This is a genomic window from Comamonas sp. C11, from assembly GCF_024496285.1.
Classification (GTDB): Bacteria; Pseudomonadota; Gammaproteobacteria; order Burkholderiales; family Burkholderiaceae_C; genus Comamonas; species Comamonas testosteroni_F.
The window spans coordinates 4,268,801-4,281,447 of sequence record NZ_CP101743.1 but is presented as its reverse complement, the minus strand read 5'-3'; the positions used below and the strand labels follow the sequence as shown (position 1 = coordinate 4,281,447).

12 protein-coding genes are annotated in these 12,647 nt (G+C 60.3%); 10 read left to right on the top strand and 2 right to left on the bottom strand.

Annotated features, from left to right (window positions below):
• Positions 1 to 31: 31 nt before the first annotated feature.
• Positions 32 to 604, bottom strand: a complete 573-nt coding sequence (locus tag NOX35_RS19565) for an Arc family DNA-binding protein (protein WP_256494439.1) — start codon at positions 602 to 604, stop codon at positions 32 to 34.
• Positions 605 to 959: 355 nt separating this feature from the next.
• Here NOX35_RS19565 and NOX35_RS19560 point away from each other — a divergent pair, with 355 nt between their 5' ends.
• Positions 960 to 1,925, top strand: a complete 966-nt coding sequence (locus NOX35_RS19560; protein ID WP_256494438.1) for a phage antirepressor N-terminal domain-containing protein — start codon at positions 960 to 962, stop codon at positions 1,923 to 1,925.
• 522 nt (positions 1,926 to 2,447) lie between these two features.
• On the opposite strand, the gene NOX35_RS19555 is transcribed toward NOX35_RS19560, so the two are convergent.
• Positions 2,448 to 3,674 (bottom strand): IS256 family transposase, encoded by a 1,227-nt coding sequence (locus NOX35_RS19555; RefSeq protein ID WP_256493548.1) that lies wholly within the window; start codon positions 3,672 to 3,674, stop codon positions 2,448 to 2,450.
• A 111-nt stretch (positions 3,675 to 3,785) separates the two neighbouring features.
• Between NOX35_RS19555 and NOX35_RS19550 the strand changes: the two genes are divergently transcribed.
• From NOX35_RS19550 to NOX35_RS19510, 9 genes are all read left to right on the top strand, one after another.
• On the top strand, positions 3,786 to 4,163 hold the full coding sequence (locus NOX35_RS19550; protein ID WP_256496971.1) for a hypothetical protein: 378 nt from the start codon (positions 3,786 to 3,788) through the stop codon (positions 4,161 to 4,163).
• 176 nt (positions 4,164 to 4,339) lie between these two features.
• Entirely contained in the window at positions 4,340 to 5,287 is a 948-nt protein-coding gene (locus NOX35_RS19545) for a hypothetical protein (protein ID WP_256494437.1), read from the top strand.
• The gene (locus NOX35_RS19540; protein WP_256494435.1) at positions 5,274 to 5,855 is read left to right on the top strand and encodes a hypothetical protein; all 582 of its coding nucleotides are present in this window, start codon (positions 5,274 to 5,276) and stop codon (positions 5,853 to 5,855) included. Before NOX35_RS19545 ends, NOX35_RS19540 begins: the two co-directional genes overlap by 14 nt.
• Entirely contained in the window at positions 5,852 to 6,256 is a 405-nt protein-coding gene (locus tag NOX35_RS19535; RefSeq protein WP_256494433.1) for a hypothetical protein, read from the top strand. The genes NOX35_RS19540 and NOX35_RS19535 overlap by 4 nt, the downstream gene beginning before the upstream one ends.
• Complete coding sequence (locus NOX35_RS19530) at positions 6,241 to 8,553, top strand: hypothetical protein (RefSeq protein ID WP_256494432.1); 2,313 nt, start codon at positions 6,241 to 6,243, stop codon at positions 8,551 to 8,553. The genes NOX35_RS19535 and NOX35_RS19530 overlap by 16 nt, the downstream gene beginning before the upstream one ends.
• A 138-nt stretch (positions 8,554 to 8,691) precedes the next feature.
• Positions 8,692 to 11,199: an SGNH/GDSL hydrolase family protein gene (locus NOX35_RS19525; protein ID WP_256494431.1), complete on the top strand. Its 2,508-nt coding sequence runs from the start codon at positions 8,692 to 8,694 to the stop codon at positions 11,197 to 11,199.
• A 5-nt stretch (positions 11,200 to 11,204) separates the two neighbouring features.
• Complete coding sequence (locus tag NOX35_RS19520) at positions 11,205 to 11,564, top strand: hypothetical protein (protein ID WP_256494430.1); 360 nt, start codon at positions 11,205 to 11,207, stop codon at positions 11,562 to 11,564.
• A complete protein-coding gene (locus NOX35_RS19515) occupies positions 11,561 to 12,031 on the top strand; it encodes a lysozyme (protein WP_256494428.1) in 471 nt (156 codons plus the stop codon). The genes NOX35_RS19520 and NOX35_RS19515 overlap by 4 nt, the downstream gene beginning before the upstream one ends.
• Positions 12,028 to 12,528, top strand: coding sequence for a hypothetical protein (locus tag NOX35_RS19510; RefSeq protein WP_256494427.1), 501 nt, complete (start codon positions 12,028 to 12,030; stop codon positions 12,526 to 12,528). Before NOX35_RS19515 ends, NOX35_RS19510 begins: the two co-directional genes overlap by 4 nt.
• The last annotated feature ends 119 nt before the right edge of the window (positions 12,529 to 12,647 follow it).

The following is a 12,647-nucleotide window of genomic DNA, read 5'->3' as shown; positions in this document are numbered from 1 at the left end:
AAGACTGCGCCGTCTAGTACATGACCATGAACTAATGTTGCGATGGCTTTTTTGAGCGTGGTTTGGACTTTGCTACGAGCTCGTTTAGCTCCTGGGTGCTGCTCCGTAGATCCTTGATGCGATCAATGACTGCGGAAAACCCGGTTGGTTCTTCGCTATCAGGCACTACTTTCAACTGGCCGCTTTCGATGCGCTTGTTCATGGCATCTTTAACGCCCAACAGGCCATCAATCATGTTCGTGATCGTCTCTTGCATGATTTCGCCTTCCCTATCAAGGATCCCTTGAATGATTTGGCCGATGCTGGAGTCTTTGTTCATCAGGTCGCTAGGGCACATTTTCGCCATCTGAATGACGAGCAACTGAGCTGCCAAGAGATCTGACTTTGTCTTACTTGCTTGCAGAACCGCTATTGCTGCATCGCCCTCCATCTCCAGCATCTTCTGCTGAAGAGCGGAGGGGTCGTTCTGCGGGTCGAGACTAGCTGTTAGGCGCGCAACAACCTCAGCGGTCAGGGAGCGCTTATTTTCGGCGGCTGCCGCATCCAGAGCATCTTTCAACTCCTGCGGTATGCGCATGTAAATGGTTGGATCTGTTCTCGCCATCTATGCACTGTGCCATGAAAAGTGCTTGCAAAGTTCTATTCACCGTGCTTAGAATTGCAGCGTGCACAGAAGGTGCATAGAAATTATGGAAGGGTGACTATGAATACGAAGCATGTTGAATACGCTCCAAAGCCTGTGCAGGTAAGACTCAAGCCCGAGCTTCACGCGTGGCTGCATCAAGTAGCAGTAGACCAAGAGCGCTCCGCCAATTGGATATTGAACAAAGTTGTTCAAGAGGCAAAAGAGAGAAGTGAGGCCCGGAATGATAGGTAGGCCTGAAAAGAGTGAAGCCCTGGCGGCGGCAACCGACAGGGCTTCAAGTGAAGTAACCCAACCTCTGACAGAAGGATTCAACATGTCGAATTCTACAGAACTCAACGTCAATCGCGCAATCACTGTTCCGTTCTTGGGAGCTGAGCTGTATGTTGTTGATCACAATAGCCAGCCTTATGCGCCCATGAAGCCGATCATTACCGGAATGGGGCTCACATGGCACGGGCAACATGCAAAGATCAAGGCCAACGCGAATCGTTGGGGTGTTCTTGAGTTGAGAACACCTTCTGCTGGCGGTATGCAAGATATGCTTTGCATGCCTTTGCGCAAGCTGCCTGGATGGCTGTCTGGAATCGAGTCGGGAAAGGTGAAGAGCCCTGAAGCCCGCGCCAAGGTGATCCAGTACCAAAATGAATGCGACGACGTGCTCTGGCAGTACTGGAATGAAGGCATTGCGATCAACCCACGCCAAGCATTTGCGGTCAACCCCGGTGACTCGCTGACCGCTGAAGAAGCTGAAACCCTGCGTTTGATGCTCAAGTCCGCAGTTGAGCGTCAGCCAAAGGCAAAGCAGGGCGCATTGATGATGCAAGGCTGGAGCAAACTCAAGGCTCACTTCAAGGTGGGCTATCGCGAAATTCCTCGGCACGAGTTCAGTGAAGCTGTCTCGATCATTGCTCGGCACACTGCTGAATTTGCGGATTGGGAAGTGGTCGATGGTGTGGCGAGCGGCACAGAGGAGCGAACCATTAATGTGATGGTGGACGATTTTGTTCGCCAGATAGAGACGCCAAATGGAACGCCTACCCTGCTTTTCATGCCGCTTGTGAACGCGGTGCTTAAAAAGCAAGGTTTCACATTCTTTCTGCCGAGTGTGCAAGAAAGAGAAATCATGGCTCGTCTTGACAGGTTGAGTCGTCTGTTTCATCCGAGCACCACTCAATTCATGGATGTGACTGGGATCGTGAGGGTGTTGCAAGGCCTGCACCCGAAGCTTGGTACTCAAGATCCGAGCTTCAGGCAACTGGTCTCGCGGATTACGCACTGACCGCGCCAATAGCTTCACTTTGATAGCATCCCCTCCTATTTGAATAGGAGAGGGTATGGCTTTGATTGCTTGTTCAGAGTGCAGAAAAGAAATTAGCGATAAGGCGTTCAGTTGCCCGCATTGCGGTGCCCCACTTAGGGTGAGCACCCAATCATCCAGGGAATCGGCTGCAACGCAGCCAAAAAAGCGTGGTGTTTGGAAGTGGGTTATTGGAGTTCCTGTTGTCGGGTTCTTGGCTCTGCTTGCTTTTGGCGCGTATATCAGCAGCACCCCTGAGGGCCGTGAGCGTGGAGATGCGCGTGCCGCGATCGACTTGTGCTGGAGTGAGCAGTCGCGAAAGTCAAATACCAGTGGTAGTGCGCGGTTTATCGCTGGAGCTTGTGAAAAGATGGAGCGTGATTTTAGGGAAAGGTGGGGCGTAAACCCCTGAGACTCAACGTACGACCGCCCTCGGGCGGTTTTCTTTTGCCCGAAGTGGCTTGCACGGGGCGTGTCCGAATTTTTGTGTAAACGGTTCGGACTTCAATTGACGGAGATGCGGTCTCCGAACTCAATGGTAAAGCGGGTCAGCGCAGCCTTCCAATCCCGGATGGGCATGGTCCACTTCTGGCTGATGTTGCGCAGGGCCAGGTAGAACAGCTTGGTCAGCGCCTCGTCGCTGGGGAACGAGCCCCGGTTCTTGGTCAGCTTCCTCAGGCCCATGTTCACCGACTCGATGGCATTGGTTGTGTAGATGACCTTGCGGATTTCCGGCGGGTAGTCAAAGAACGGGGTCAAGCGGCTCCAGTTCCTGCGCCAGGACTGGCCGATGGGCAGGTACTCGGTATCCCAGCGCTGCTCGAATTCACCGAGCATCAGCTCGGCCTCCTCGGCGGTGGCGGCCGTGTAGATACGGCGCAGGTCGGCAGCTACTTCTTTGCGGCGCTTCCATGAGACGTAGTTCAGGCTGTGGCGCACCATGTGAACGATGCACAGCTGCACCACCGCCTTGGGGAAGACGGCCTCGATGGCTTCCGGAAAACCTTTGAGCCCATCGACGCAGGCAATGAAGATGTCATGCACGCCCCGGTTGCGCAATTCGGTCACCACCTGCAGCCAGAACTTGGCACCCTCGGTCTGCGCCAGCCACAGGCCCAGCACCTCCTTCTCGCCCGTCATGGTGATGCCGATGGCCAGGTACACCGCCTTGACCCGCACAGCGCCCTCGCGCACCTTCACATGGATGCAGTCCAGATAGACGATAGGGTAGATTGCATCGAGCGGGCGGGCTTGCCAGGTCTTGACCTCATCGGCCACGGCGTCGGTCACCGAGGAAATCAGGCTGGGCGAGACCTCGGTGCCGTACATCTCCTCTAGGTGGCTCTGGATCTCGCGCACCGTCATGCCGCGGGCGTACAGGGAGATGATCTTGTCGTCGAAGCCGGCCCAGCGGGTCTGGTGCTTGGGGATCAGTTGGGGTTCGAAGGTGCCCTTGCGGTCGCGCGGCACCTCGATGGGCAGTTCGCCGAACTCGCACTTGAGCGTCTTCCTGCTCTTGCCGTTGCGAGTGTTGCCGCCGGTGTTGACCACCGGTTCGTGTCGGTCGTGGCCGAGGTGCTCGGTCAGTTCGGCGTCCAGCGCCTTTTCTACCAGCAGCTTGGTCAGCTGCTTGAGCAGGCCGTTCTCGCCGATCAGGTCTTCAGGTTTCTTGTAATCAGCCAGCAGTTTCGCCAGCAGTTCTTCAGGGACTTCGTGTTTCTTGGTTGTCATTGTGCTTACGGACATGCAGACTTGCGCCTGCGGTGGATTGTCCGTTTACACAAAATTCTGCACACCCTCGCCTCTGGAGCTGTGACCTCTGGGGTTTCCGGGTGGGGTAGCGTGGTTGGTTCTGCATTGCCCGGCCTCAGTCTTTCTTCTGGCGGCTACACCGGCGACGGCGGCAAGTATGAGCCTGCCGGCGTAGTGCACCGCGGTGAGTACGTCATCAACGCAGAGAGCACAAGGCGCATTGGCCTGGGGTTGCTTAGCCGGCTGAATGGCTATGCCGAGGGTGGACTGGTGGGTGGCGCACCTGTGGCGGCGCTCAGCGGGCCTTCTGGCTTGGGTGGCGTGCAGATGATCCTGCAGCCCAGGATTCACATCGACAGCCGCACGGACAGAGCCGAGGTGGAGGCATTGGTGTTCAAGGGAATGAAGACGGCCAGCGATCAGGCGCAGCAGGAGCTGCTCTACAAAATGTCACGGAACATGGTATGACCCAACGCATCATTGACTGGCCAAAGCAGCTGCGCATGCGACCTGGCGCCCAGGAATGGGAGCTTTTGCAACCCATGACGGGATCGGTGAGTGCATTTAGCGGCGCGTCTTACGACAAATTGATTGGCCCACCTCGGTGGGCCTTTTCAATGGATCTGACGGATGCGCCGGCGTCAATGCTGCCCCAGATTGAGGCTGCATTGCGCCAGCTGCGGGGCGGCCTCAATCTGCTGCGTATTGGCGACATGCGCCGCACCGGCCGCGTGAGTGTGGTGCCGGGCGGTGGCGCCAAAGAGGTGCAGATGCTCCCCTGGTCCAGCCAGTGGACGCGCTGGGGCCGCATCGGACCTGCGCCAGTAGCCATTGCTGGCGAAGAGGTGGAGGTGAGGCAGACCACAGACTATTTTCAGAACGCCACGGCTGCGTTGAGGGCCGGGGTTCCGTATGTGGCGGTGGTGGAGGCATCGGCCACGGTGTCGGCACATGTGGCTTTGTCGGTCGCGGGTGCGGGCGTAGCGGCTCCCTTGGGGGTTGTCTTCAATGCCATGACCGGCGCGGTTGTCAGCCAGTACGGCCCGGTCAATGCCTGTGGGGCCACTGCAGCAGGTGGGCGCTGGAGGTGCTGGCTGACCTTTGGCGGCCAAGCCGGCGATGTGTTGGCCCAGGCTTATGCGCTGCTGCCGGCCCATGGCCTGATCCACCTCAAGATGCGCCGGCCCATCCTGGCCATGCTGGCGGGGGCGCTGCCGCCAGCCTATGTGCCTGCGGATTCCGTCAGCGTCTGGGACGAGTACGGCGTGCAGGTCGATGGAGCCGGCCAGACCGGGGCAACCCTGGCTACACGCAACTGGCCGCCGGGACTGACTCTGCGGGCCGGGCACTGGATCAGCTACGGCGACGGCATGCACATGCTGCTGGAGGCCGCCACGCCGGACGCGGACGGCAAGGCGCAGCTCTGGATTGAGCCGCCCATCCGCCGCAGTCCCGCCGATGGCGCGCCGGTGGTGGTGCGCAATGTCACAGGCCTGTTCAAGCTCAAGGTCAGTCCCAAGGTTCGGCAGGAGGGGATGGCCGTCAAGGGGCAGACGCTTACCTTTGAGGAAGATCTGAATGCTTACTCCTAACCAGCTGCTGCAGGCGCAGCGGCCTGCAACGGCTGTGGCGCTGCTGGCAGAGATGCAGTTCACCACGGGCACCATGCGCCTGAGCACCTGGGAAGGAAGCCTGCAGGCCCTTGGGCATGAGTGGGCCTACCTTCCGGGGGTGATGGGCATCAGCGGGGTGCAGCAGGCCGAGAACATCGAGTATCCCGCCATAGATTTGACGCTGGCCCTGCCTGATCCGTCCATCCTGGCCCTGGCCGTAGGCAGCGAGAAGACCTATCGAGGCCGCTTGTTCACGTTGTACATGGCCATCATGGACGACGAGTTCCGACTGGTGGACGACCCGCAGCCACTCTATGTGGGGGTGATGGACCAGGTGCAGATGAGTACCGGAGACGGCGCCGAAGACAAGGGCACGCTGACCATGCGTTGTGAGCAGCCCGGCAAGGACAGCCGCAATGCGATGAGCCAGCGGATGACGAATCAGCAGCAAAGCAAGAGATACCCCGGTGACACCGGGCTCAGCCGAATGGCGGAGTTGGCAGGAGGGCCGCAAACATGGCTGACCAAGAAGTTTCAGCAGGTATGAAGCGACTGCCCGATTGGGAGCAGCGCTTGTCCGATCTGGTGGGCCAGCGGCTGGCAGAGCCGTTCGCCTGGGGCGCCAACGACTGCGTGCTGTTCGCTGCTGATGGCATTGCCACCATGACAGGGATAGACCCGGCAGCCAATTTGCGCGGCCAGTGGGCCAGCCGTGGCGAGGCGGTGCGGGTCATCGCCCGACTGGGCGGCTTGCCTGATGCTGTCGCAGCCTTGGGATTGGAGGCGGTTGCGCCGCTGTTTGCGCAGCGCGGCGACCTGGTGCTGCACCGAAGAGATGGAACGGATGCCCTGGCGCTGTGCCTTGGCAATCAACTAGCGGGCCCGAGCGATTCGGGCCTTTTGTTTTTTGGGCTGGAAAACGGGGTACAGGCATGGCGCGTGGGCTGAAGAAGATCGCTGCAGCGCTGACTCTGGCCGGCCTGTGTACCCAGGCCAATGCCATGCCGGCGGCCGTGGCCGCTGTCGGGGTCTGGATGGGGGGTGTGGGCGGGGCGTTCCTGATCATGAACGCCACTGCCGTAGCCATTGGCCTGCAGGTGGCCGGCTTCATGGCCTTGGGCATGTACCAGCGCCAGAAGGCCAAGCGCGAGGCGCGCCGGCAGCGTGACGCCTACAACGCCAGCCTGACCGATCGCAACACGACCGTGGCCGAGGCATCGCCTGAAGTGCGGCACATTTACGGCCGCGCCACGGTGGGTGGATCGGTCGCGGCCATGTTCACCCGCGGCGACAAGGACCAGATCAAGGACTTGGTGATTGCCTGGGCTGGGCATGAATGCGATGCCGTCGAGGATGTGTTGATCGCTGGCGAGTCGCTGCAGTTGGATGGGGGTGGCAATGCCACCGCATCGAAGTGGGCGAGCACCAGCACCAGCACAGTGGGCGCCACTGGCGCATTCAGCCTCTCTGGGGTGCTGAACCTACCTGCGGATACCCAGCGCCTGGTGTCGATCACCAAGGGTGGTGGCGATGAGGCGATGCAGCTTTGGGAGTCGCAATACACGTTGACTGGCCTTGTGGTGCAGCTCAATCCCGACGCCATGGATATGTGGGCTGGCCAGTCCGTGAGCATCCAGTACAGCCGCGAAACCACAACCAGCTATGTGCGCGTGCGTCATCACCTGGGTGCCGCAGATCAGGCCGCAGATGGCCAGCTCATTGCCGACTCTGCCGGGCTGCCTGGCGCCTGGACAGCAACGGACCGGTTGCGCGGCATCTGCTACAGCGTGATCACGCTGGACCTGAATAACCAGGAGCTGCAGAGCGGCCTGCCGCAGCTCACGGCGCGCATCCGTGGAAAGAAGGTCCTGGACCCGCGCAGCAGCACGACCGCCTGGAGCGATAACCCGGCGCTGTGCATCTATGACTTTCTGCGCGCCGGCGACTATGGCAAGGGCGTGTTCCCTGAGCAGGTGGAGGGCGTGGTAGCTGCGGCCAACGCTTGCGATGAGCTGGTTGCGGTGCCTGGTGGCACGGGCACGGCCAGGCGCTACACCTGCAATGGAGCCTGGCAGTCCGGCACGGATCCCGACAACGTGCTCGAGGATCTCTGCGGCGCCATGGCGGGCTATGCAATCCCAGGCGGCACATGGGGTGTCCATGCTGGCGTCTATGTGTCGCCAGTGCTGGTGTTGGGCGATGACCAGGCTGCGGGCTCCATCAGCATGGTCCCCGCACCCAGCCGGTCGGAGGCCTGGAACGGAGTCAAAGGCCAGTTCATCGACCCGGCCCAGTTCAATCAAGCGGTGGACTTTGAGCCGCTGCAGAACGCCCAGTACGTCGAGGATGACGGCGGCGAGGTCTGGGGGCAGATCCGGTTGCCGTTCACAGACCAGGGCTGGCGCGCCCGCACGCTGGGCAGCATCAGCATGGAAAAAAGCCGGGCCAAGAAGATTGTTTGGCGCGGCACGCTGGCCTGCTTGCGCGCTCGGGTTGGTGACCGGGTGATTGTCAACAACGCGCTGCTGGCTTTGAGCAATGCGACTTTCAGAGTGATCAAACGCTCCTATGACCATGGCTCCGCTGCCGTGGAGCTCTCGCTCGAGCAGGATGAGCCGCGCTTTTATCCGGGCGTCAGCAACACGCAGCCGCCGGCGCCTGGGGTGCAGCCCGACCCCACCTACAAGGTCAACCCGCCCACAGGACTGGTGCTCACCAACCCTGCGCCCGGCCGAATTGGCGTGCACGTCGATCCCAGCGTGGATCTGCGTGTGACCAACGGCGGTGCATTGCTCATCCAGGTGCGCACGGCGGATAGCAGCGCCTGGGTGAGCATGCCAAGCGCTCCAGGCAATGCCACGGACCAAGTCATCACGGTGCTGCAAAAGGGCGTCTATGTCGTGCAGGTGGACTGGCGGGCCAGCACCGGACAGCAGTCCGGGCAGTGGCTGGCCGGTGCCGTCACGGTGACGGAAACGTCATTTGCGACCGGGGATGATGTGAGCAACGCGGTCTCTGGCTACGCCAACAAGGAGAACCCGGTTTTTACCGGTGTGGTTGGCCTGCCGGCGTACGCCATTGACAACCTGCCGCCCGCCGGTGGTGACAACAAGCGCAAGGCCATCCTGGTCCCGCTGGACCTGGAGGACAGGCCAGCTGTCTGCGTGAGCGATGGCACGGACTGGATCAGCCAGATCACTGGATTGCCCGTGGATTACGTAGCTCCTCCACCGCCAGCGCCATAGACCGTATCAACCCAACCCAGCCGCCCTTGAGGCGGTTTTTTTATGTCCCAAAGGAGGTCGCATGGACAACGCGACGTTTTTTGCCGTGCTGAGGACCCAGGCGCAACTGGCCAAGCAAATCAATGAAGGGGCCCGCCAATGAGCGACGCAACGAACCAAGAAACGGTCGATATCGCCAATCAGATATTGGCAGAGCTGGCCCAAGCTGCGAAAGATGGCCAACTGATTCAGAACGACTACTACGCCACGGAGGCCGACGGGCGGCTGGCATCGGCCGATGGAGATACCTTCAAAGTGCAAGGGGCGGGAGACGTGGCGGCTTACCTGTACCGCCGCACCAGTGCCTCCGTTAGTGTGTTGCTTGCCACGTTTCCCAGCGGGCTTATTGGGGTTGCGCAAAGCTCTGGCGGCATCTTTCCCCATCTACGTGTAGACGCTTCCAATTCGACAATTTTCTCTCCCGGCGCCGGGTACACGCGCTCGGTGGTCGATGGTGTGATTCGCCTCACTCCAGACGGTGTAACGACCTCGGTGGGATATTTCGCCAATGGCGGGCTGAACGCTTCGCAGCAGTTTTCTCCTAAGGTGCAGAACCGCGTTGGCTATCGCATGCGTCACTTCACAGGGGCTGTCGCTGCACGCTTGTATGAGATCCAGCTGCGAGACACGGCCGGCGTCACCTATGTGTACCGGCCTTATGCCACGTTCCCCTACGGGACAGGACGTCTGACTGGCTGGGCAACGCACATCGTAGATGTGTCCAAGAAGCCGGACGGGTCTGACTGGGGCAGCGAAATCATCAACGGCGTCTATATCGCTCTGTACGCTCCGTCTCAGAACAATGCCATCCTCGATATCGAATGGATTGCCATCGGCGTCGAGCGGGCAGATTTGGCCACCAATGCGGATCTGAGCCGTGAAACATCGGCACTTCGTAACACGGACATTCCGGCAGCAGTTGCGCCGGTCAGCACTGCGCAGAAATATGGTTTGCGCAGCGTGCAGGTCGAAAGCACAGCGACCATCAATCCCAACTTTCTTGCTCCCACTGGCTTTACCTCGTCGGTTGTCGGTGGCGCTACTCGCTACGTGCCTGGCGGTGTCGGTTCTGGGATTGGCTGGGCATCGCGTACTTTCACAACGCCCATCGATCCGGCGTCGTGTACTCGTGTGCGATACAAGATTCGTGCGGTCGGCGGCAGCGATGCGCGTGACTATCTGGTGTTTCTGCGGGACTCTCAAGGCGTCGGGCACTACTACAGGGTGGACGCGTCGAATGTGGGCCGCCGCGATGGTCTGGAGTATGTGGTCTATGACATCGACATCTCCAAGCGTGCGGACGGTACTGCATGGCCTGCTGGTGTGACGCTGACCCAGGTCTGGGTTTCCCTCTCTGACCGGGTTGGGGCGACCTCCTGGGATTTGGAGTGGTTTGCCATGGGCATGGCAGATAGCGTCTCAGCAACCGCAGTTGCGGCTGCGGATGCTCAGAGCCGCATTACCGCGCTGGAGGCGGCAGTCACTCCATTGCGTGCCATGGCGGATCTCATGCGTGCGGTGACGAATCCATTGCGCTCTGTTGAAGTCCAGCTGATCGGCGACTCCATCACATGGGGCGTCGGCTCAGCCGGCGCGGCAGATGACGGGCAGGGCCACAACGGCATGACAAACAAATCCTGGGCGAACTTGTTCCACAAGTGGCTTGGAGAGTCCTTTGTTGATGGCCCTCTTGTGACCACTAGCGGCGTAGCAACCTATACAGAGCGCACATGGACCGGGCTGTCGAATGTGAACCTTGCGTCTGCGAATCTTGGCTTCACTGTGAAAGCGACGGGTGCCGCCCCTGTGCACACCTACAACGTCAACGCGCTGGCATACAGCAATATGTGGGAGTTTTCGTCTGCTGCGGGCACTGCCAAGAACAAGGGGGCGCTCCAGTTCGACCTGACGGGTGACAACCTCACGTTCGTCTGCTGCCCAACCAACGCATCGGACGAGGCTGGCTCCGTCGTGGAACTGTGGGGCAACGGGGTCAAGCTGGGGGAGTTCAGCTACTACGGCGCCGAGGCGTGGCAAACGGAGAAGACGCTCAATTTCCCGTTTGGCCGCTACAAGATGGAGATGATCGTCAAATCCTCGAGCAACATCTTCCGCCTCGAAGGGTTCCGAGCAAACCGGTTTATCAAGGTCATCAACGACGCGATCAGCGGCACCAGTACTGGCTCTTGGCTCCCCGGCGATACGAACCTGACGGCGGCGCTCGCAAAGCGTGCTGAGTTCGTCCTTCTGCAACTGGGCACCAATGACCGAGTGAACCCTTCCGGCAACTACAGCACCTACCTGTTCTCAACGCGCATTGCCCAGGCATTGGTCGCGGCGGGTCGCAAGGTTGTGGTGATGGTGTCGAACGCAGTGTCCGATGCCATCGATTACGGGCCTGGCAAGGTGTTTACTCAGCGGCGGGTAGCGGATGCCCTTCGGAGTATGTCGAAGGCGATGGGGCTCGACTTCATCGACAACTACCAGGCCACCGTGCTTGCGAAGATGTACGGGGAGGCATGGGCACCGGATGGTCTGCATCCGAACGACTATGGCCACCAGTTCATTTTTGAGAATGTGCGCCGCGTCCTTATTGACCTGCAGTAAATCAAATGACCCGCTTCGGCGGGTTTTCTTTTGTCCGCCTTCTGGCGGATTTTGTGCCTGGGAGGGCTATGGACGATTACGGAAACGAACTGCCAGCACTGACCCGGCAGCAGATTAACGACCGGTTTGATAAAGGAAGCGAACGTATGGCAGCCATAGAGCGAGAGCTGGGGAAGACCCGGCAGGAACTGCATGAGCTTAAGCAGCAGCTATCCGATCTGCTGGAGTTCTTCACCGCCATGCGCGGAGCCTTCAAGGTGTTGAACTGGCTGGGGAAGCTGGCCAAGCCGGTGGCGTATGTGGTCATGTTGGGAACGGCGCTGCTTGGGTTCTGGACTGCTGTCCGTGCGGGAGGTGGCCGATGAGCTGGAAAGCGAAATTCATAACCATCGTCGGCGCCGGCGCAGCCGCTCTGGCGGTTCCCCTGGTTAAGCACTACGAGGGCACCGTCTTCAGCACCTACCGTGACCCGGTAGGCATCATCACGGCTTGCACGGGACACACCGGGCCCGAGCTCAAGATGGGTCAGACCTACACCCGCCAGCAGTGCGAGGAAATGCTCTACAAGGACTTGGCCAAGCATGCCGACGCCTTGAGCTGCGTGCGTGCGCCGCTGACGGACGGCCAGCGTGCGGCCTTCCTGAGCTTCGCGTTCAATGTGGGGGATGACGCCTTTTGCCGCAGCACCCTGGTGCGCAAGGCCAATGCGGGCGATTTCGGCGGCGCTTGCGCCGAGCTGAGCCGCTGGATCTATGCCGGTGGCAAGGAGCTGCCCGGCCTGGTCAAGCGCCGCGCCGCAGAGCGCCAACTGTGCGAGGCAGGCCTGGGATGACAGGCGCATCCCGCATCTGGCCCTGGCTGGCCCTGGCCCTGGCTCTTGCCCTACTGCTGGCTGTGCAGACCCAGCGGCTGGCCAAGGTCGAGACTTCACATGCAAAAGCGGCTGCGGCGCAGGCCCAGAAAGCGCAAGCAGCTACAGAAAAGAAAGCGGAGGCTGTGGTGGAGCACGGCGCCGCCCAACAGGAAAACACCCATGACTACACGCACGAAATGGCCCGCCTGGAGGCTGGGCGCACTGCTGATGCTGCCCGCATTGCAGGCCTGCAGCACGACATCAGGAGCGCTGCAACCCGCAACGCCCAGCTTGCCAGTGACGCCGCTGCCTGCCGAGGTCTCGCAGATCAGCACCAGCGACTCGCAGCCCTTGCTGCAGAGGGCGCAGGCCTGGTTGGAGGCCTTAGCGGCTTGGTCCAAAAGCGAGACGCCCAGGTGATCCTGTTGCGCGGCCAGATCGCGGCCGACAGAACACTGCTCGAGCAGCTGAACTGAAAGCGCCCCGATACCTTGATTGGTGTCTGGGCGCTTTTTTGCGTTTGGTACTCGATCAGTAGCCTTCGACCAAAGGCATTTCCGTCCCATCGACCGCAATCATCACGCCGGAAACAAAA